A 20034-nucleotide genomic window follows, 5' to 3' on the forward strand; every position below is an offset into this window, starting at 1 on the left:
TCGTTTCTTTCTCTGTTCGAAAAACGCTGCGTGATGAGGGGCTATTCAGGGACTAGCCGTCCTACTTTTAGGGGTGATACACCTTGGCCAAGATTCTCGTGGTTACATCCGGCAAGGGTGGTGTGGGCAAGACCACCACCAGCGCCGCTATCGGTACCGGTCTCGCATTGCGCGGCCACAAAACGGTCATCGTCGACTTCGACGTCGGTCTGCGTAACCTCGACCTGATCATGGGTTGCGAGCGTCGCGTCGTGTATGACTTCGTCAACGTGGTCAATGGCGAAGCCAACCTGCAACAGGCGCTGATCAAGGACAAGAAGATCGAAGGTCTTTATGTCCTGGCCGCCAGCCAGACCCGTGACAAGGAAGCGCTGACCAAAGAAGGCGTGGAAAAGGTCCTGATGGAACTCAAGGAATCCTTCGAGTACATCGTCTGCGACTCCCCTGCCGGTATCGAAACGGGCGCTCACCTGGCGATGTACTTCGCCGACGAAGCGATCGTCGTGACCAACCCTGAAGTGTCCTCCGTCCGTGACTCGGACCGCATGCTGGGCCTGCTGGCCAGCAAATCGCGCCGTGCCGAGCGCAACGAAGACCCGATCAAGGAACACCTGCTCCTGACCCGCTACAACCCTGAGCGCGTGAGCAAAGGCGAAATGCTGGGCGTGGAAGACGTCAAGGAAATCCTGGCCGTCACCCTGCTCGGCGTGATTCCTGAATCCCAGGCTGTACTCAAGGCTTCCAACCAGGGCGTGCCTGTCATCCTCGATGACCAGAGTGATGCCGGTCAGGCGTACAGCGATGCTGTCGACCGCCTGTTGGGCAAAGACCGCGAGCACCGCTTCCTGGACGTACAGAAAAAAGGATTTTTCGAACGCCTGTTCGGGGGTAACTAATGAACATTTTTGACTTCTTTCGTGCCAACAAAAAGCCCAGTACCGCATCGGTCGCGAAAGAGCGTCTACAGATCATCGTGGCGCATGAACGCGGCCAACGCAGTACCCCGGACTACCTGCCCGCTCTGCAGAAAGAGCTGGTGGAAGTGATCCGTAAATACGTCCAGATCGAGGACGACAAAGTGCAGGTTGCGCTCGACAACGAGGGCAGCTACTCGATTCTGGAGCTCAACATCACCCTGCCTGATCGTTGATCGAACAGGCGGTCGCCACGGCGGCTCGGTTGCCCTGATCCCTTCGCGGGATTGCGGTGAGCGAGCCGCCGTTGGCGTTTGTAAACACACCGATTTTTGCTCTGAGAGTGCTACGAGGCTGTTCGATGCCGCTGTCCAATGTCCACATTCTCCATCAGGACGATGCCGTTCTGGTGGTGAACAAGCCTACCCTGCTGCTGTCGGTCCCTGGTCGTGCGGACGACAACAAGGACTGCCTGATTACGCGCCTGCAGGAAAACGGCTACCCCGAAGCGCGCATTGTCCATCGTCTGGACTGGGAAACGTCCGGGATCATTCTGCTGGCCCGCGATGCGGACGCCCATCGGGAGTTGTCGCGGCAGTTTCACGACCGCGAAACCGAAAAGGCCTACACGGCACTGGCGTGGGGCCAACCGGCGCTGGACAGCGGCAGCATCGACCTGCCGTTGCGCTACGACCCGCCGACCAAACCTCGACATGTGGTCGATCACGAACTCGGCAAACATGCGCTGACGTTCTGGAAGGTCCTGGAGCGCTATGACACACACTGCCGAGTGGAGCTGACACCGATTACCGGTCGGTCTCATCAGTTGCGCGTGCATATGTTATCGATTGGGCATCCGTTGTTGGGGGATGGGTTGTATGCACATCCCGAGGCATTGGCGGCGTACCCGCGGTTGTGCCTGCACGCGAGCATGTTGACGTTTACCCATCCGGTGACGAAAGAGCGCATGCGGTTCGAGTGTGTGGCGCCGTTTTGAGGGGCTGGAATCTGCTGGCTTGAGATTGTTACTCTGACGCCCTTCGGGCCTGATCGCGAGCAAGCTCACTCCTACATTTGCTTAAACGCGCCATAGCCTGACAGACCGAGTTGTAAGCCTTGAGAGCCTGGCACCAAGGCCACACGCCCGGTCCAGCAGATGCGGCGCGTTGCAAAAGATGTAGGAGTGAGCTTGCTCGCGATCAGGCCCCGAAGGGCGTCAAAGTAAGCGTCTAGAGCCAACCATCTCGCCCCGGCCCGCATACGCCTGTAAACTCCCGCCATTGCTGTCTGGAGTAACTTATGCGCGAAGAGTTGAACCAAGGCCTGATCGATTTTCTCAAGGCCTCTCCCACCCCGTTTCACGCCACCGCCAGTCTGGTGCAACGTCTCGAAGGCGCCGGTTATCAGCGCCTCGACGAACGCGAGCCTTGGCACACCGAAACCGGTGGCCGCTACTACGTCACCCGTAACGACTCTTCCCTCGTCGCCTTCAAGCTGGGTCGCCTGTCGCCTCTGATCGGTGGCATTCGCCTCGTGGGCGCTCACACCGACAGCCCCTGCCTGCGGGTCAAACCCCAACCCGAGTTGCAGCGTCAGGGTTTCTGGCAGTTGGGCGTCGAGGTCTACGGCGGTGCGCTGTTGGCCCCGTGGTTCGACCGTGACCTGTCACTCGCGGGCCGTGTCACGTTCCGTCGCGACGGCAAGGTCGAAAGCCAACTGATCGACTTCAAGCTGCCCATCGCGATCATCCCTAATCTGGCGATTCACCTCAATCGCACCGCCAACGAAGGCTGGCAGATCAATCCGCAGAACGAATTGCCACCGATCCTCGCCCAAGTGGCCGGTGACGAGCGCGCCGATTTCCGCGCCCTGCTGACCGACCAGCTCGCCCGCGAGCACGGCCTGAACGCCGACGTTGTGCTCGATTACGAGCTGAGTTTTTACGACACCCAAAGCGCGGCGGTCATTGGCCTGAATGGCGATTTTATCGCCGGTGCGCGGCTGGACAACCTGCTGTCGTGCTTCGCTGGCCTGCAAGCGCTGCTCAATGCCGATGGCGAAGAGACCTGCGTGCTGATCTGCACCGACCACGAAGAGGTCGGCTCGACCTCCGCGTGCGGCGCCGACGGCCCGATGCTGGAACAAGTGCTGCAACGTCTGCTGCCAGAAGGCGACGACTATGTGCGCACGGTGCAGAAGTCGCTGCTGATTTCCGCCGACAACGCCCACGGCGTGCACCCGAACTACGCTGACAAGCACGACGGCAACCACGGCCCGAAACTCAACGCCGGCCCTGTGATCAAGGTCAACAGCAACCAGCGCTACGCGACCAACAGCGAAACCGCCGGTTTCTTCCGCCATCTGTGCATGGCCGAGGAAGTTCCGGTGCAGAGCTTCGTGGTGCGCAGCGACATGGCCTGTGGCTCGACCATCGGCCCGATCACCGCCGGGCATCTGGGCGTGCGCACCGTCGACATCGGCCTGCCGACGTTCGCCATGCACTCGATCCGTGAGCTGGCAGGCAGTCAGGACCTGGCGCACCTGGTCAAAGTGCTGACCGCGTTTTATGCGAGTGCCGAGTTGCCGTAAGCGTTGCTCTCATCTGTGGGTCCGGCTCGCAGCAGAGCGGCCGCCCACAGAACATTGAGGCGCTTAAGAACCCTTGCCAATTTAGATAACCGGTCGCTATTACGCCTATCGCAACTCGGTCTTCCCCGTCCGGGAATATTCGTTGCACCTGGCTTGCCTCCTGCCGATCATGAAACTTCATTGATTCACTTGGACAGTGAGGCAAACCATGGATATCTCCGCAGCTGAAGTAAAAACATTAACGGATAGACAAACCGAGCTTGAGCAACAAATCCCTCTCTTGCAGCAAGAACTGGCAGATATCACAAGCACTCTTGAGTCTCTAAAGGCTGGTAGCAGTGAACCGTCATTAGCCCAAGCCTCTACTCCGTTGGAAGCAATGAGCAATACAACATCAGCGGGCCTTAAGGGGCTGTTGTAACAAGCGCTGGAGAATGAACTGCGCAATCTAACTTGCTCTCTGTAGCAGCGCGGTTTGCTGGCGTCAGCAAACTCAACACCGCCACCGCAGTCAATCCATGCTGCTACGGGAGTCGCCTGATCTGAACCATGACAGAAAATGATTCTCGCCAACATTGAGTGCCGCTCGTAAAATCGCGGGTCTTGCCTGTACGCACGGCTGACTTCAATTCAGTCGCATCAGGTGCCTGTTGATTCGAGGTTCATTGTCTGGTGATTGCGCCTGCCCGCCTACTCTTCCTGTCGCGCCTGCTGCTGATCTGTCTGCTGGCGCTGTTCCCCGCCGCGCTCACTCAGGCAGCCGGATTGCCCAGCCTGCTCGGTGGCCAAAAAGCCCAACCTCAAGCCCAGGAACCCTTGGGCCAGTCCCTCGACGAGGTCATCACCTCGCTGGAAAACGATCAGCAACGCAGCAAATTGCTGGACGATCTGAAGAAGCTTCGCGACGCGACGAAGAAAGCCCAACCCACTGCCGAGCAAGGCGTGCTGGGGCTGATCGGGAGCACGCTTCACGATTTCGAGAAGCAGTTCACTGGCGATGACAGCCCGCTCAGTCGCTGGGGCGACGAGGTGTCGCTGGCCGAGCAAGAGCTGATGGACCTGCTGCTGCCCGCCAATCAATGGTGGCCGATCATGTTCAGCTTCGCCCTGGTGATTGCGCTGTGGAGCTTGCTGGCCGCCGCGCTGATCTGGCTGAGCCATCGAGTGCGGGTGCGCTTCGGGCTGTCGGAAGAACTGCCGCAACACCCGCGTCCGACCGACATGCTGCGCTTCGCCCTACGCAAACTGGGGCCATGGCTGATTGCGTTGGTCATCACGGTTTACTTGAGCTATTCCCTGCCGCCTTCCCTAGGCCGCGATCTGGCGATGGTCTTGGCGTATGCGCTTGTTGTCGGCACGCTGTTTTCGGCGATCTGCGTGATTGCCTTCTCACTGCTCGACGGCCCTCACCGGCATCAGGCGCTGTACATCCTGCGGCATCAGGCGTTTCGGCCGCTGTGGTGGATCGGCAGTTTTGCCGCCTTCGGTGAAGCGCTGAGCGACCCGCGATTGGTGGCCAGCCTCGGTGCCCATCTGGCGCACACCACCGCGACCCTGGCCAACGTCATGGCGGCGATTTCCACGGGGCTGTTCATCGTCCGCTTCCGTCGGCCCATCGCGCATTTGATCCGCAATCAGCCGCTGTCCCGCCGCTTGAAACGCCGCGCCCTGAGCGACACCATCGAAATCCTCGGCAGCTTCTGGTACTTGCCTGCGCTGGTGCTGGTGGGCGTGTCGCTGTTCGCCACGTTCTTCTCGGCGGGCGACACCAGCACCGCGCTGCGCCAGTCGCTGATCTGTACCGTGTTGCTGGTGTTGTGCATGGTCATCAACGGCCTGGTGCGTCGCCATTCGCAAAAACCGGCCCACGGTCATCGACGCCATGCGCTGTATTCGGACCGCCTGAAAAGCTTCGGTTATACCGTGGCGCATCTGGTGGTCTGGCTGGTGTTCATCGAGTTGGGGCTGCGGGTCTGGGGCCTGTCGCTGATCCGTTTTTCCGAAGGCGACGGCCACGACATCAGCGTGCGCATCATCGGCCTGGCGACCACGCTGATCTTCGCCTGGCTGATCTGGATTCTCGCCGACACCGCGATTCATCACGCCCTCACCCGCTCGCGCAAAGGCCTGGCCAACGCCCGTGCGCAGACGATGATGCCGCTGATCCGTAACGTGCTGTTCGTGACCATTTTCATCATTGCGGTGATCGTCGCACTGGCGAACATGGGGATGAACGTCACGCCGCTGCTGGCCGGTGCGGGTGTGATCGGTCTGGCCATCGGTTTCGGTGCGCAGTCGCTGGTGGCGGACTTGATCACCGGGCTGTTCATCATCATCGAGGACTCCCTTGCCATCGACGATTACGTGGACGTCGGCGGGCATTTGGGCACCGTCGAAGGGCTGACCATTCGCACCGTGCGCCTGCGTGACATCGACGGCATCGTTCACACGATCCCGTTCAGCGAGATCAAGAGCATCCAGAACTACTCGCGGGAATTCGGCTACGCGATCTTTCGCATCGCGATTCCGTCGAACATGAACATCGATGATGCGCTGAAGATGATTCGCGACGTGGGCCAGAAAATGCGCACCGACCCGCTGCAACGCCGCAACATCTGGTCGCCGCTGGAGATTCAGGGGGTGGAGAGTTTCGAGTCCGGCAACGCCATCCTCCGCGCGCGCTTCAAGACCGCACCGATCAAGCAATGGGAAGTGTCGCGGGCGTTCAACCTGTCGCTGAAACGTTACCTCGATGAAGCGGGCATGGACCTCGCGACGCCGCGCCTGAATGTGCAGGTGAACACCAGTGGTGGGAGCGTGAGCGGGGTTCGCGGGAAGAAGGATGAAACGGCGGGTTGAACTCGCATGAAAGACACGAAACCCCTGTAGCAGTCCGGCTCGCCAGCGACATCCGTGTGGTCGCTGCCGCCGACAAGTCGGACTGCTGCAGGGGTTTCGTGTTTGTTGTTGAGCTTCAGATCAAGGCGTAATCGACGCTGCGGTGTTGTCCTTGAACATCGCCGCAAAGCGCTGTTTGTTGGCCGCGTAGTAATCGGCGGTGACCTTCTCGGCCGAGCTGGCACGCGCTTCCAGCATCATCTTTTGCAGGTCGTCCTTGGGGATCGAATAGTGGGCGAAGAATTGCGCCACTTTCGGGTATTGATCGCTGAATCCCTTGCGGGCAAAAGCGTGGATCTGCTCAGCACCGCCAAACAGGTGCTCAGGGTCATCCAGATAACGCAGCGGGTATTTGGAGAACATCCAGTGCGGGCTCCAGGCGTTGACCAGTGACCACTTGCCGCGTTTGAGATTGCGGTCCAGCTCGCTCAACATGCCGGTTTCCGAGGACGCCACCATCTTGTAGCCGACGATTTTCTTATCGTTGAGCACCTTCTCGGTGAGCTTGTACTGGCCGTTGCCGACTTCGGAGGTCAGGATCTTGCCGTCGAATTTCGCCGCGATCCCCGGTTTGTTCAGGTCCGCGAGGCTGGAGACTTCGCTGGCCGGAACGATGTCCGGCACCGCCATGCCGATCCGTCCTTCATACAGCACGCCCAAGTCTTCGATCTTGTCCTTGTACTTGTCGTAGAACGCCTTGTGCGTGCCCGGCAGCCAGACCATCGGAATCATGTCGATGTTGCCGTTGGCCATGGCCTGAAACTGGATGCCGATGTCGGCCATGACCAGTTTCACCGGCTGCTTGAGCTGGTCTTCCAGCACCAGCGTGGCCAGCTTGACGGTGATCTCGGTGTCCGACCAGTTGACCCAGCCGATGCGCACCGGCGGTTGATCGGCGGCGTGGCTGAACAGACTCACAGTCGTCAAGGCGACCCCTGCTAACCAACCAATACTTTTTTTCTTATACGGCGAATAAGCAACCATCGTGCATCTCCCCTGTTGTGTATGGGTGTTACTGGGTGTGGCAGTGAAGTGAGTGAATCGCGCCAGTCTTCGGCCAGCTGTTGCGCCGATCTTATCCACACATTGCGTGGGGTAGCAAGCGAAATGTACACCAGCGTCCGCATCGATTGACACCTGTGTACATTTCACATACTTTCGCGTCAAACCTAGCCTGATGTTCCCCTCCAGGAGCGCACCACCATGTCCAGCGATCCTCTGCTGCAGCCCTATAAAATCAAGAACCTCACCCTGCGCAACCGCATCATCACCACCTCCCACGAACCGGCGTATCCGGTGGATGGCATGCCCAAGGATTTGTACCGCGCTTACCACGTGGAGCGGGCCAAGGCCGGTGTAGCGCTGACCATGACCGCAGGGTCGGCGGCGGTGTCCCGCGACAGCCCGCCGGTGTTCAACAACGTGCTGGCGTACAAGGACGAGGTGGTGGGCTGGCTGAAAGACCTGACCGACGAATGCCACGAACACGGCGCGGCGGTCATGATCCAGTTGACCCACCTCGGGAGGCGTACCCGCTGGGACAAGGCCGACTGGCTGCCAGTGGTGTCGCCCTCCCATCGTCGCGAAGCCTCGCACCGCTCCTTCCCCAAGAAGCTGGAGGACTGGGACATTCAGCGGATCATCAAGGATTACGTCGACGCCGCCGAACGCATGAAAGCGGCCGGCATGGACGGCCTTGAGCTTCAGGCCTACGGTCACTTGATGGACCAGTTCTGGTCGCCACTGACCAACGACCTGGACGGCGACTACGGCGGTTCGTTGGATAACCGCCTGCGTTTCACCTTCGACATCCTGCGTGGCATTCGCAAGCAATGCGGCGAAGACTTCCTGCTCGGCGTGCGTTACACCGGTGACGAAGATTTGCCCGGCGGGTTCGGCGCGGCGGACGGCATCGAGATTTCGAAACGCTTGAAAGACAGCGGCCTGGTGGACTTCCTCAACGTGGTCAAAGGCCACATCGACACCGACGCCGGGCTGACCGACGTGATCCCGATTCAAGGCATGCGCAACTCTCCGCACCTGGATTTCGCGGGCGAGATTCGTGCGGCCACGGGCTTCCCGACCTTTCACGCCGCGAAGATTCCCGACGTCGCCACCGCCCGCCACGCCATCGCCTCGGGCAAGATCGACATGGTGGGCATGACCCGCGCGCACATGACCGACCCGCACATCGTGCGCAAGATCATCGAGAAGCGCGAAGAAGAGATTCGTCCCTGCGTCGGCGCCAACTACTGCCTGGACCGCATCTACCAGGGCGGCGCGGCGTACTGCATCCACAACGCGGCCACCGGGCGCGAAACCACCATGCCCCACGAGGTTCCCAAGGCTGCGGTGAAACGCAAGGTCGTGGTCATCGGCGCAGGCCCCGGCGGGCTGGAAGCGGCGCGGGTCGCGGGCGAACGCGGGCATGACGTGACGGTGCTGGAAGCAGCGGATCAACCGGGCGGGCAGATTCGCCTGACCTCACTCAGCGAACGTCGTCGCGAGATGATCAGCATCATTGACTGGCGCATGGCGCAGTGCGAGCGGCTGGGGGTGAAATTCCAGTTCAATACCTGGGCCGAAGGGCAAACAGTCTTGGACCTGGAGCCGGACGTGGTGATCGTCGCCACCGGCGGCCTGCCCGACACCGAAGTGTTGAAAGAGGGCAACGAACTGGTGGTCTCGGCCTGGGACATCATTTCCGGTGACGCCAAGCCGGGCAAGAACGTGCTGATTTTTGACGACGCGGGCGACCATGCCGCATTGCAGGCTGCCGAAGTGATCGCCCAGAGCGGAGCGCGTCTGGAAGTCGTGACGCCGGACCGCTCGTTCTCGCCGGAAGTCATGGCCATGAACCTGGTGCCCTACATGCGCAGCCTGCAAGACCTGGACGTGGTGTTCACCGTGACTTATCGCGTGGAAGCCGTGCAACGTCGCGACGGCAAACTCGCCGCGATCTTCGGCAGCGACTACGGGAAGGTCAACAAAGAGCGCATTGTCGACCAAGTGGTGATCAACCACGGCACCCTGCCGATGGACGAGCTGTATTTCGAACTGCGCCCGCTGTCCAGCAACCAGGGCGCGGTGGAACAGCACGATTTGATCGCGGGCAAGGCGCAGAATCTGGTGACCAACCCTGAAGGACGTTTCCAGCTGTTCCGGATTGGCGATGCGGTGGCGGCGCGCAACACCCATGCGGCGATTTACGATGCGTTGCGGTTGGTGAAGGATTTGTAGATCCGGCACAGATTGCAGCGCTGAACACAGGGTCTCGGTACGCCGCAGGTCCTGTGGGAGACGCCAGACCTGTGGGAGCGAATTTATTCGCGAAAAATAAATCAGCCGATAGAGATGCATAGTCTGACCTGGCCCCTCGCGAATGAATTCGCTCCCACAGGGGGCGTGTTTCATTCAGATAAACAGGGCCATCCAGTGATGTGAATACCGCGCATTACATGCCTTTCCGTGCGATATCCGCCCCGGCCTGCACTGCGCGGCCTATCTGCTCTTCAAACCCTGCCTCGATCAAGCTCTGCAACCCCGCGGCCGTCACGCCTTTGTACGCCACCAACGCATCAATCATCCCTTGGGGATCGTGATTGGCCAGCAACTGACTCGCCGACACCACCACTCCTTTCGCCGCCTGTCGTGCGACGTCTTCAGGAATGCCTGCGATCACCGCTTGCCGCGTCAACGCCGTCATCAGCAGCGCAGGAAACGCCGGCCCGGTGCCGGACAGCGCACTCAAATAATCGATGCCGTCTTCCGTCGGCACCCGACTGGCCGTACCCACGCACTCCAACAGCCCCTGAATGAACGCCACCTCAACCGCGTCCAGCCCTTGAGCACAATGCCAGGGCGTGAACGACTGGCGGATTTCAATCGCCGCATTGGGCATCGCGCGAACAATGACGGAGGCCCCGGTCGCGGCGCTGATCGCCTGAGACGTGACACCCGCCATCAGCGAAATAACCTGCTTGCCAGCTGCCTGAATGTTCAGTGCCTTGAACTGTTCGGGGCGCACGGAAAGGATCACCACATCGCTGGCTTCCACCAACGCCTGGTTGTCGGCCAGCACCTGCGCGCCAGTGTCCGCCAACGGGTGGCTGCCCGAACGGTTCGACACGATCAATTGGTTCGCCGGGATGAACCCCGTGTCGAGCAATGCGTGAGCCAGCCCGCCACCCAACCAGCCAGTGCCGCCGATGATGCCGACGCGTTCAGTTGCCATGGGCGGTCTCTTCGAACGTCTCGGCGAGGGGCACGAATTCCCCCGGTTCTTTTTCGGCGTAACCGAAGGCGCCATAGAAACGGTCCAGCTCCCGTCGTTTCGGGGCCTTGCCGGTGAAGATCGCCACGTAATGCGGGATGCGTCGGAAACGCTCGGTGATATCTTCACTGGTCTTCATCGAGATGTAACCGATCTGCGTCAGATAAATCGTCCGCGCCCGTGTGTCAGCGGCGTCGGGGTCGTAGCCGAAGCGGCGGAACATCGCCGCCAGTGCGTTGATACGTGAGTCGTCCGCAGCGGCGATTTCCGATGCCACTTCCTCGGACTGCAAGGCCCAGCTGCGCACTGCGAATTCGAATTGGGAATCGAACAGCTCGGGGTTCAGCCAGCATTCGAAAACGTTGAGGATCGCTTCGGTGATGTTTTCGGCATACCCTTCGGACTGCTTGACCATGCCGCCGGTGTTGTTGTCCTTCCAGCGGGCCAGCAAGGCGGCCAGCAATTGTTCGCGGTCCTGAAAGAACCAATAAAAGCTGGTGCGGGAGAGGTTCAGGCGCTTGGCCAGCGGCATGACGCGCACGGCGTCCACACCGGACTCCTTCAAGGCGTCGTAGGCAGCTTCCAGCCATCCTTCGGGCGAACCGCGCCAGCCGGAGTCCTGGGATTTGCCTCGTTCCTTGCCTGATACCGACATCTGATGTCGCCTTTGTTCGATTGTGAGTGAATGAACTGTACGCCCCCGCTTCTTTGATGTACATCCGTGTACATTCGAATGACGCTGTGTCAATCACCCCGCACCTGGCGCGCTTATGCAGTCCGACTCTCCCCCTCAAGCAGCGCCGCTAAAAGAAGAGCCCTCGAAGAAGGTCAAAGGCTACCGACGCCTGATCCCGTCAATGACGGCGCTGCTGGTGTTCGAGGCTGTCGCCAGGCTCAGCAGCTTCACCCTCGCGGCGCAGGAGTTAGGGGTGACGCAGGCGGCGGTCAGCAAGCAGATTCGCTTTCTCGAAGAAACCCTCGGCACTCGGCTGTTTCATCGCCTGCACCGGGCGATCAAGCTGACCAGCGAGGGCTACACGCTGTTTTCGGTGACGTCCGAATCCCTGCAACGGGTCGCAGGAGTCTTCGACAAGATTCACGAAGGCATCAGCGAGCAGGAAATCGTCCTCGCCAGCACCTCGGCGTTTTCACAGCTGCGGATTCTGCCGCGCCTGGGCGCCTTGCGACGAGAGCAACCGAACCTGCATTTGCGGCTGGTCACCCACATGCTCACCCCGGATTTGCGCAGCGACGACATCGACCTGGCGGTGCGTTACGGCGATGGCAAATGGGATGACGGTACGTCGATTTTCCTGCTTGACGAAGAGGTGTTTCCGGTGTGTTCGCCGGGCTGGCTGGCGACCCATACCGCGCCAATTTCGGCGGAAGATTTCATGCACGTGGAGCTGATCGATTCCGACGCCACGCTGGAAGGCTGGATGACCTGGAATGGCTGGTTCAAAGCCTTGGGCGACGAGCGTCCCCGCCTCAAATACGCCCTGCGTTGCAGCTCCTACACCGACACCATCCAGGCTGCATTGCAAGGGCATGGCGTGGCGCTGGGCTGGAATCGGCTGCTGGAGCCATTACTGGCGCGAGGGGAATTGGTGCGGCTGACGTCCTACGTGGTCAGGCCCAAGGATGCCTATTACGTGGTCGTGCCCAACGGGCGCAAGGCCACGCCATTGGTGCAGGGGTTGGTGGAATGGTTGCGCGACGGCATGCACGATGCCCTGTAGCAGTCCGGCTTGCCGGCGGTGGCGTCCTGAAAACCGCTGCCGCCGGCAAGCCGGACTGCTACAGACGGCGGCGCCGATGAGATAGCCACTGCCCGCACGCCACGCTGCCACATCGCATAACTTCCAGCTATGCGAACCTGAAAATATAGCGCGTTGACGCTTTTTTCTGCCCTCTCGATACTGGGCTCATCGAACACATCCCCTTATAAGATCCAGCCTCTGAGGTGCAGTCATGAGCATTGCCGCCGTCGATTTCCATCGCCAGTTAGTTGCCACGCGAACGCCCGGTCATGGCATGAACGGCGCGCTATTCGGTCGTGAGGACATCTTTGAAAACGATGTCCATATCTTCTTTAACCAGCACTGGATATTGGTCGGTGTGACGGCGGATATTCCCGAGCCGGGCGATGTTTCGACCATCGACATTGGCAAATCCTCGATCCTGCTGGTACGCGATGATGACGAGCAGATTCAGGCGTTTCGTAACGTCTGCCGCCATCGCGGGGCGCGGTTGAAACCGGCGGGCAAGTCCACGGTGGGCATGTTGGTCTGCCCTTATCATCAATGGACGTACGACCTGGACGGCAGCCTCAAACATGCCGCGCACATGGGTAAAGACTTCAATGCCAACTGCAGAAGTTTGATTCCCGTTCATACCAAAGTGGTCGGCGCACATATATTCGTGTGTCTCGGCGAACAACCGCCGGAAGACATTGCGCACCTGGAACAGACCCTGACTCCGCGGTTTGCGCCGTACAACATGACCTACACCAAAATTGCCCATGAATCGGAAATCATCGAGAACGGCAATTGGAAACTGGTCATCGAGAATAACCGCGAGTGTTATCACTGCGCGGGCACTCACCCGGAACTCACTGCTTCATTCCTGCCGGAAGACTTCGGCTTTTGCGCAGATGGCTTGAGCGAAGAATCCCTTAAAGCCCTGGACGAATACGAACAGCGCAACGCCGCTGCGAAGAAAAGCTGGGAGGACGAAGGCTTCGTCTGCGACGCCGTCGAGCATCTGGACGTGGACGCCGTGACGCAATTTCGTACGCAGCGTTTGGTGATCGCTGGCAATGGCGAATCGCAAACCCTCGACACCCGCGTCGCCTGCACCAAGCTGTTTGGCGACCTGACTCGCCGCGACCTGGGCGATGTGCACCTGTGGACCCACAACTCCTGGACCCACGTGATGAGCGATCACGCGGTGATTGCCTACATCATTCCGCTGGAACCAGGCAAAACCCTGGTGCGCACTAAATGGCTGGTGAACGCTGACGCCGTGGAGGGCGTGGATTACAACGTCGACAGGCTGGTGGAAGTGTGGAACGCCACCAACCTGCAAGACGCCGATCTGGTGGCGATCACCCACAGCGGCACGCAAGACCCTGCGTATTCGCCCGGCCCGTTTTCGGCGTTCACTGAATCCTATGTCGATCAGTTTTCGCGCTGGTACGCCGCGCGGCTTGCGGCCCACGGTGTGTGAGGAATGATCATGACCCGATTCGAGACTTTGCCTACTCACCTCGGTAACACGTCTTCGCAGCAACGCTTCACCGACGCAGACACCTGGGGGGCGTACGGCGCGCAATGGAACAGCGGCGAGCAGAAAACCCTGCTGTGCTGCGACGTGCGCGACGAAACCCATGACGTGAAGACTTTCAGCTTTCGCTGCCCGGACTTCAACGCGCTGAGTTTCGAGCCGGGCCAATTCATCACGATTTCGCCGGTGATCGCCGGGCAGACCATCGCCCGTTGCTACACGCTGTCGTCATCACCCACGCGGCCGTTCTCGTTCTCGATCACGGTCAAGCGTGTGCCGAATGGCGTGGTGTCGAACTGGCTGCACGACAATCTGCGGGCGGGCGATACGCTCGGGGCTTCAGGACCAGCTGGCAGTTTTACTCCGGTCGGTCATCCCGCCGCCAAGTTGCTGTACCTCTCGGCAGGGTCGGGCGTGACGCCGTTGATGTCCATGACCCGCGCCGGTTTCGACCTGTCGGCGCAGCTGGATGTCGTGTTCGTGCACAGCGCGCGGACGCCCGTCGATATCGTCTTTCACGAAGAACTGACCCGCATGCAGGCGTTGATGCCCGGACTGCGGGTGCTGAATGTGTGCGAGGGCCTGGGGGTTCACGTGGACTGGAAGGGGCCGGTCGGTCGCCTGAGTCTGGAGCTGCTGAGTGAGGCTGTGCCGGATTTCAAAGAGCGCGAGGTTTTCACCTGCGGGCCAAAGGGCTACATGGACGCGGTGAAGGCGCTGCTGAAAAACGGCGGTTACGATTTCGCCCATTATCACGAAGAGAGCTTCGACATTGCGGCGCTGATAGAAGAGCCGTTGATCGAGGCCGCCCCAAGTGTCGAGCAGGGGGAGAAGCTGTTCACCGTCACCCTGTCCCGCTCCGGCAAGACCTTCAGCATGCCCGCAACGCAGACCGTGTTGTCAGCAGCGAAAAAGGCCGGGGCCATCGTGCCGTCGTCGTGCAGCCAGGGCGTGTGCGGCACCTGCAAAACTTCGTTGCTGCAAGGGACGGTGGAGATGAATCACAACGGCGGGATTCGCCAACGGGAAATCGACAAGGGGTTGCGGTTGTTGTGTTGCAGCAAGCCGACGTCTGATCTGGTGATTGATTTGTAGGTCATTGGACGATCCCGTCGGGCCTGCATGGGTCCCTCTGTGGGAGCGAATTCATTCGCGAAAAATGTGTCAGGCGATAGAGATGTGTGGCCTGCACGGGCGAATCGCGAATGAATTCGCTCCCACAGGGGAGGTTGCGTACACCTGCCAGACCAAGCGCGCTCAGCGCTCACCCACCACCGCGCTCACATGAATCGCATCGTGTCGCCAATACTCCAGGTCGCAATCGATCAGCCGTCCGCGCTGGTCATGGTTGACCCTGGCAATCCGCAACCCAGGGCTGCCGATCGACACTTTCAACGCTGCCGCTGCCTCAACAGGTAACGCCGTCGGCACCATCTCAAATCGCACCTGGCCGTAACGAATGTCGTAATGGCGGGCGTAGAGTTCGGTCAGGGACTGGTTCAGGTCGAAGTCCAGAATCTGCGGAAAATACTCGGGGTTGAGGCAGTGCTCGACGTACAGCACCAAGCGCTCATCGATGCGTCGGGCGCGGCAAATCTGGATCACGCTGGACAAGGCTGGCAGTTGCAGCCACCCGCAAATCGCTGCGGACGCAGGCTGCAACCGGGCAGAAATCACTTGGGTCGCGGGCACCCTGCCCTGCGCTTCGACCATCGCATGGAAGTGGCTGCGGCGCATCAGGTCGTACGCGAGACGCGGTGGAGAGATGAACCAGCCTCGGCGCTCTTCGCGATAAATCAGCCCTTGAGCTTCCAGCTGCACCAGCGCCTCGCGCAAGGTAATGCGCGTGGTGTCGAAGACTTCGCTGAGTTTGCGTTCGGCGGGCAACTTGCTGCCAGGCGGCAACAGACCGTGTTCGATCTGCTCTTGCAGGGCATTGCAGATGGTCGTCACCGCACGGGGCACATCTTGGCGCATTGCGTTACCTATCTGGACTAGACCAGCGCTAATCGGGGGCAAAGCGTACCGCTCAAGCGCCCGCTTCAATGACCCAGAGCCTAGGCAGCCTAGATGACTGTTCCGTGACATTCCACCGCGATCGGCTTGAAAAATCAGCCATTTAAAAGACGTTAACCTTTTCAGATCAGCCACTTGGCCATGGTCTACGCTTATTCCACAGCCGTACCCCCTGCCTGGCGTCATTCAAGCAAAAGACGGTCCAGACACGAAAGTGTCATGAGGCTCGCCTAACTTGGCTCAGGTATTGCTGACCTAGACCAAACTATTAGAGACACCCACCCGCAACCACCGCTTCCCCGACCCTTTTCCAATCGAGGTCGAGAAGTGACCAAAGGAGCTTCGAATGAAACACCTTTTGCTGGCATCACTCCTGGGTTCGGCCATCGCGCTGAGCACATCGGCCATGGCCGCGGACACCGACCTTAAGACGCTGGAAGCTGCGGCCAAGACCGAAGGCGCGATCAACAGTGTGGGGATGCCCGATGACTGGGCGAACTGGAAAGGCACCTGGACCGACCTGACCGCCAAGTACGGCCTCGTGCACATGGACACCGACATGAGCTCGGCGCAGGAAGTCGCCAAGTTCGATGCGGAGAAAGACAACGCCAGTGCCGACATCGGTGACGTGGGTGCCGCGTTCGGCCCTATCGCCGTCACAAAGGGTGTGACCCAACCGTACAAACCGACCACCTGGAGTCAAATCCCGGATTGGGCAAAGGACAAAGACGGTCACTGGGCACTGGCCTATACCGGCACCATCGCGTTCATCGTCAACAAGAAGCTGCTGCACGGTTCCGATGTGCCGAAGTCCTGGGCTGACCTGAAAGACGGCAAATACAAAGTCACCATCGGTGACGTGAGCACCGCCGCTCAAGCCGCGAACGGCGTGCTGGCCGCCGCCATCGCCATGAAAGGCGACGAAACCAACATCGCCCCTGGCCTGCAACTGTTCACGGAACTGGCGAAACAGAAACGCCTGGGCATCAACAACCCGACCATCCAGACCATGGAAAAAGGCGAAGTGGAAGTCGGCATCGTCTGGGACTTCAACGGCCTGAGCTACAAGGCCAAGATGGCCAACCCGGATGACTACGTGGTGCTGATCCCGTCCGATGGTTCGGTCAAATCCGGCTACACCACCATCATCAACAAATACGCCAAGCACCCGAACGCCGCCAAGCTGACCCGCGAATACATTTTCAGTGACGAAGGTCAGATCAACCTCGCGAAGGGCAACGCCCGTCCGATTCGCGCTGAAACCGGTCTGAAGCTGCCGGAAGAAATCGCGAAAAACCTGATCCCGTCCGAGCAATACGTCAAGGCGAATCCGCAGCCGATCAAAAACGCAGACGCGTGGGAAAAAACCTCGAAAGCCCTGCCGCAGCAGTGGAACGAGCAGGTCATCGTAGAGATGCAGTAAGACCCCAGTGGCGCTTCAGGGATGAAGCGCTATGTGTAACGCCACACGTCCCCTGTAGGAGTGAGCTTGCTCGCGATGAGGTTCGTCCAGAGACCTCAACAGAGCCTGACCCACCGAGATCGCGAGCAAGCTCACTCCTACAGAAAATCGGTGTCAGGTCTGCTGTAGAAATACAGAACCCCAGCCCCCCCCTCCCGGAGCGCGCATGAAACACAACGTCATCCTCATCCTGCTGGACGGCCTGAGTTACAGCGTGGCGCAGCATGCGATGGGGCATCTGCTGGCGTACCGGAACGCAGGTCGCGCCGCGCTCTATAAGCTGGAATGCGAGCTGCCTGCCCTGTCCCGCCCCCTTTACGAATGCATCCTGACCGGCGTGCCGCCCATCGACAGCGGCATCGTGCACAACCACGTTTCCCGTCTGTCCAACCAGCGCAGCGTCTTTCACTACGCCGCAGCCGCCGGGTTGAACACCGCCGCAGCGGCCTATCACTGGGTCAGTGAGCTGTACAACCGCAGCCCCTTCATCGCCGCCCGTGATCGCCACACCGATGACATCGATCTACCGATTCAGCACGGCCATTTTTACTACGTCGATCACTACCCCGATTCCCATCTGTTCGACGATGCCGAGCATCTGCGAACCGCGCATCAGCCGAATTTCCTGTTCATCCACCCGATGAACATCGACGACGCTGGACACAAACACGGCCTCGACACCCCGCAATACCGCAACAGCGCGCGCTCGGCCGACATCATCCTCGCCGAGTACCTGCAACGCTGGCTCGACGCGGGCTACCAAGTGCTGGTGACCGCCGACCACGGCATGAACAACGACCGCTCCCACAACGGCATCCTGCCGGAAGAACGCGAGGTGCCGCTGTTCGTCATCGGCGACGCGTTCAGCCTCGACCCCGGCGCGCAACCGAAACAGACCGAGATCTGCGGCACCGTCTGCCAGCTGCTCGGCGTGCCCCACGACAAACCCGTCTGCAGAGAGGTGCTCAAGTGAATTCACAGAGTCGCGGCAAATGGCTGGGGCTTTTGTGCCTGGTGCCGTTTGCGATTTTCTTCATCGCGTTTCAGATCGCGCCGCTGGCGTGGGTCGCGATCAACAGCCTGCATTCGGACGTCGGCTGGGGCATCGACAACTTCGTCAAAGCCTTCAACTCGCGCTTCTACCGACAGGCCATGCAATACAGCCTGGAGATCAGTTTCTGGTCGAGCCTGATCGGCATCGTCATCGCGATTCTCGGCAGTTATTCGCTGCGCAAAGTCCCCTCGCGGCTGCGGGATTTCGTCAGCGCCTTCGCCAACATGACCAGCAACTTTTCCGGCGTACCACTGGCCTTCGCCTTCATCATTCTGCTGGGCTTCAACGGCGCGCTGACGTTGATCCTCAAGCAGGCCGGGATCATCGACGACTTCAACCTGTATTCGAAGACCGGCCTGATCATCCTCTACACCTACTTCCAGATTCCCCTCGGCGTGTTGCTGCTGTACCCGGCGTTCGACGCGCTGCGTGACGACTGGCGCGAATCGGCCTCGCTGCTCGGCGCCAGCGGCTGGGATTTCTGGCGGCACATCGGCATTCCGGTGCTGACCCCTGCCCTGCTGGGCACCTTCGTGATTCTGCTGGCCAACGCACTTGGCGCCTATGCGACGGTCTACGCGCTGACCACCGGTAACTTCAACGTGCTGCCGATCCGCATTGCCGCGATGGTGGCCGGGGACATTACGCTGGACCCGAACATGGCCAGCGCCCTGGCGATGATTCTGGTGGGCATGATGACCCTCGTGACCGTCGTCCATCAGTGGCTGTTGAAGAGGAGCTACCATGTCTCGCGCTGAACACGGCCCGGTCGGGCTTTACCACCGCGTGGTGGTGTACATCCTGTTTCTGATCCTGCTGGCGCCGTTGCTCGGCACGTTTGTGTATTCGATCGCCACCAGCTGGTCGGCGACCATTCTGCCCGCAGGCTTCACCTACAAATGGTACGTGGCGCTGTGGAGCGACCCGCGCTTTCTGATGGCCTTCGCCCAGTCGCTGTTGGTCTGCGTCGGCGCGCTGATCCTCTCGGTGGTGCTGGTTCTGCCCCTGTTGTTCGTGGTGCATTACCACTTCCCTAAACTCGACGCGCTGATGAACATCCTCATCCTGCTGCCTTTCGCGGTGCCGCCGGTGGTGTCGTCGGTGGGGCTGTTGCAGCTCTACGGTTCGGGGCCGCTGGCGATGGTCGGCACGCCGTGGATTCTGATCGGTTGCTACTTCACCGTGGCCCTGCCGTTCATGTACCGGGCGATCACCAACAACCTGCAAGCGATCAATCTGGTGGACCTGATGGACGCCGCGCAACTGCTTGGCGCCAGCACCTTTCAAGCGGCGTTCTTGGTGGTGCTGCCGAACCTGCGCAAGGGCCTGATGATCGCCCTGCTGCTGTCATTCTCCTTCCTGTTCGGCGAGTTCGTGTTCGCCAACCTGCTGGTCGGCACCCGTTACGAGACCCTGCAGGTGTACCTCAACAACATGCGCAACAGCAGCGGCCACTTCAACAGCGCGCTGGTGATCTCTTATTTCTTCTTCGTGCTGCTGCTGACCTGGGCGGCCAACCGACTGAACAAGGACAAAGACTGAC

Annotated in this window: 18 protein-coding genes; 14 read left to right on the forward strand and 4 right to left on the reverse strand. The window is 60.1% G+C overall.

The genetic code is table 11. The features are described from left to right. Positions 1-83 precede the first annotated feature (83 nt). From minD to GVN17_RS01050, 6 genes are all read left to right on the forward strand, one after another. A complete protein-coding gene (minD, locus tag GVN17_RS01025; RefSeq protein WP_062390343.1) occupies positions 84-896 on the forward strand; it encodes a septum site-determining protein MinD in 813 nt (270 codons plus the stop codon). Next, entirely contained in the window at positions 896-1150 is a 255-nt protein-coding gene (gene minE / locus GVN17_RS01030; RefSeq protein WP_166593368.1) for a cell division topological specificity factor MinE, read from the forward strand. The genes minD and minE overlap by 1 nt, the downstream gene beginning before the upstream one ends. A 125-nt stretch (positions 1151-1275) precedes the next feature. Continuing rightward, positions 1276-1911 carry an RluA family pseudouridine synthase gene (locus GVN17_RS01035; RefSeq protein WP_166593369.1) on the forward strand — a complete coding sequence of 212 codons (636 nt, stop codon included), beginning with the start codon at positions 1276-1278 and terminating at the stop codon, positions 1909-1911. 302 nt (positions 1912-2213) lie between these two features. Next, a complete protein-coding gene (locus GVN17_RS01040; RefSeq protein WP_166593370.1) occupies positions 2214-3503 on the forward strand; it encodes a M18 family aminopeptidase in 1290 nt (429 codons plus the stop codon). A 208-nt stretch (positions 3504-3711) separates the two neighbouring features. Next, complete coding sequence (locus GVN17_RS01045) at positions 3712-3924, forward strand: hypothetical protein (RefSeq protein WP_166593371.1); 213 nt, start codon at positions 3712-3714, stop codon at positions 3922-3924. Between the two features lie 251 nt (positions 3925-4175). Beyond that, positions 4176-6362, forward strand: coding sequence for a mechanosensitive ion channel family protein (locus tag GVN17_RS01050; protein ID WP_371928463.1), 2187 nt, complete (start codon positions 4176-4178; stop codon positions 6360-6362). 120 nt (positions 6363-6482) lie between these two features. Here the strand turns inward: GVN17_RS01050 and GVN17_RS01055 are convergent, their stop codons facing one another. After that, positions 6483-7385 carry a glycine betaine ABC transporter substrate-binding protein gene (locus GVN17_RS01055; protein WP_166593372.1) on the reverse strand — a complete coding sequence of 301 codons (903 nt, stop codon included), beginning with the start codon at positions 7383-7385 and terminating at the stop codon, positions 6483-6485. 219 nt (positions 7386-7604) lie between these two features. On the opposite strand from GVN17_RS01055, the gene GVN17_RS01060 reads away from it, so the two are divergent. Next, positions 7605-9641, forward strand: a complete 2037-nt coding sequence (locus GVN17_RS01060; RefSeq protein ID WP_166593373.1) for an NADH:flavin oxidoreductase — start codon at positions 7605-7607, stop codon at positions 9639-9641. A gap of 214 nt (positions 9642-9855) precedes the next feature. Here GVN17_RS01060 and GVN17_RS01065 read toward each other — a convergent pair whose 3' ends face one another. Beyond that, entirely contained in the window at positions 9856-10635 is a 780-nt protein-coding gene (locus tag GVN17_RS01065) for a pyrroline-5-carboxylate reductase (RefSeq protein WP_166593374.1), read from the reverse strand. Next, positions 10625-11329 carry a TetR/AcrR family transcriptional regulator gene (locus tag GVN17_RS01070; RefSeq protein WP_166593375.1) on the reverse strand — a complete coding sequence of 235 codons (705 nt, stop codon included), beginning with the start codon at positions 11327-11329 and terminating at the stop codon, positions 10625-10627. Before GVN17_RS01070 ends, GVN17_RS01065 begins: the two co-directional genes overlap by 11 nt. Before the next feature lie 115 nt (positions 11330-11444). Here GVN17_RS01070 and GVN17_RS01075 point away from each other — a divergent pair, with 115 nt between their 5' ends. The 3 genes from GVN17_RS01075 to GVN17_RS01085 all read left to right on the forward strand — a co-directional run bounded on the left by GVN17_RS01075 (position 11445) and on the right by GVN17_RS01085 (position 15054). Continuing rightward, positions 11445-12413, forward strand: a complete 969-nt coding sequence (locus GVN17_RS01075; RefSeq protein WP_166593376.1) for a LysR substrate-binding domain-containing protein — start codon at positions 11445-11447, stop codon at positions 12411-12413. Positions 12414-12645: 232 nt separating this feature from the next. Continuing rightward, a complete protein-coding gene (locus GVN17_RS01080; RefSeq protein WP_166593377.1) occupies positions 12646-13902 on the forward strand; it encodes an SRPBCC family protein in 1257 nt (418 codons plus the stop codon). Between the two features lie 9 nt (positions 13903-13911). Then, a complete protein-coding gene (locus GVN17_RS01085) occupies positions 13912-15054 on the forward strand; it encodes a hybrid-cluster NAD(P)-dependent oxidoreductase (protein ID WP_166593378.1) in 1143 nt (380 codons plus the stop codon). A 162-nt stretch (positions 15055-15216) separates the two neighbouring features. Here GVN17_RS01085 and GVN17_RS01090 read toward each other — a convergent pair whose 3' ends face one another. Further along, positions 15217-15936 (reverse strand): UTRA domain-containing protein, encoded by a 720-nt coding sequence (locus GVN17_RS01090; protein WP_166593379.1) that lies wholly within the window; start codon positions 15934-15936, stop codon positions 15217-15219. Positions 15937-16321: 385 nt separating this feature from the next. On the opposite strand from GVN17_RS01090, the gene GVN17_RS01095 reads away from it, so the two are divergent. The 4 genes from GVN17_RS01095 (at position 16322) to GVN17_RS01110 (ending at position 20033) form a co-directional block, all read left to right on the forward strand. After that, a complete protein-coding gene (locus GVN17_RS01095) occupies positions 16322-17398 on the forward strand; it encodes an ABC transporter substrate-binding protein (protein WP_166593380.1) in 1077 nt (358 codons plus the stop codon). 205 nt (positions 17399-17603) lie between these two features. After that, positions 17604-18410 (forward strand): alkaline phosphatase family protein, encoded by an 807-nt coding sequence (locus GVN17_RS01100; protein ID WP_166593381.1) that lies wholly within the window; start codon positions 17604-17606, stop codon positions 18408-18410. Further along, positions 18407-19249: an ABC transporter permease subunit gene (locus tag GVN17_RS01105; protein WP_166593382.1), complete on the forward strand. Its 843-nt coding sequence runs from the start codon at positions 18407-18409 to the stop codon at positions 19247-19249. The genes GVN17_RS01100 and GVN17_RS01105 overlap by 4 nt, the downstream gene beginning before the upstream one ends. Continuing rightward, positions 19236-20033 (forward strand): ABC transporter permease, encoded by a 798-nt coding sequence (locus tag GVN17_RS01110; protein ID WP_166593383.1) that lies wholly within the window; start codon positions 19236-19238, stop codon positions 20031-20033. Before GVN17_RS01105 ends, GVN17_RS01110 begins: the two co-directional genes overlap by 14 nt. Position 20034: the final 1 nt, after the last annotated feature.

Origin of the sequence: Pseudomonas sp. SLFW, from assembly GCF_009905615.1 — a bacterium.
Classification (GTDB): domain Bacteria; phylum Pseudomonadota; class Gammaproteobacteria; order Pseudomonadales; family Pseudomonadaceae; genus Aquipseudomonas; species Aquipseudomonas bambusae.

Excerpts from the sequence above, each read along its gene's own strand:
- GVN17_RS01045 (WP_166593371.1), top strand. The coding sequence starts at position 3,712 with ATGGATATCTCCGCAGCTGAAGTAAAAACATTAACGGATAGACAAACC.
- GVN17_RS01040 (WP_166593370.1), top strand. The coding sequence starts at position 2,214 with ATGCGCGAAGAGTTGAACCAAGGCCTGATCGATTTTCTCAAGGCCTCT.
- GVN17_RS01090 (WP_166593379.1), bottom strand. The coding sequence starts at position 15,936 with ATGCGCCAAGATGTGCCCCGTGCGGTGACGACCATCTGCAATGCCCTG.
- GVN17_RS01060 (WP_166593373.1), top strand. The coding sequence starts at position 7,605 with ATGTCCAGCGATCCTCTGCTGCAGCCCTATAAAATCAAGAACCTCACC.
- GVN17_RS01075 (WP_166593376.1), top strand. The coding sequence starts at position 11,445 with ATGCAGTCCGACTCTCCCCCTCAAGCAGCGCCGCTAAAAGAAGAGCCC.
- GVN17_RS01070 (WP_166593375.1), bottom strand. The coding sequence starts at position 11,329 with ATGTCGGTATCAGGCAAGGAACGAGGCAAATCCCAGGACTCCGGCTGG.
- GVN17_RS01035 (WP_166593369.1), top strand. The coding sequence starts at position 1,276 with ATGCCGCTGTCCAATGTCCACATTCTCCATCAGGACGATGCCGTTCTG.
- GVN17_RS01080 (WP_166593377.1), top strand. The coding sequence starts at position 12,646 with ATGAGCATTGCCGCCGTCGATTTCCATCGCCAGTTAGTTGCCACGCGA.
- GVN17_RS01100 (WP_166593381.1), top strand. The coding sequence starts at position 17,604 with ATGAAACACAACGTCATCCTCATCCTGCTGGACGGCCTGAGTTACAGC.
- minE (WP_166593368.1), top strand. The coding sequence starts at position 896 with ATGAACATTTTTGACTTCTTTCGTGCCAACAAAAAGCCCAGTACCGCA.
- GVN17_RS01065 (WP_166593374.1), bottom strand. The coding sequence starts at position 10,635 with ATGGCAACTGAACGCGTCGGCATCATCGGCGGCACTGGCTGGTTGGGT.
- GVN17_RS01085 (WP_166593378.1), top strand. The coding sequence starts at position 13,912 with ATGACCCGATTCGAGACTTTGCCTACTCACCTCGGTAACACGTCTTCG.
- GVN17_RS01110 (WP_166593383.1), top strand. The coding sequence starts at position 19,236 with ATGTCTCGCGCTGAACACGGCCCGGTCGGGCTTTACCACCGCGTGGTG.
- GVN17_RS01055 (WP_166593372.1), bottom strand. The coding sequence starts at position 7,385 with ATGGTTGCTTATTCGCCGTATAAGAAAAAAAGTATTGGTTGGTTAGCA.
- GVN17_RS01095 (WP_166593380.1), top strand. The coding sequence starts at position 16,322 with ATGAAACACCTTTTGCTGGCATCACTCCTGGGTTCGGCCATCGCGCTG.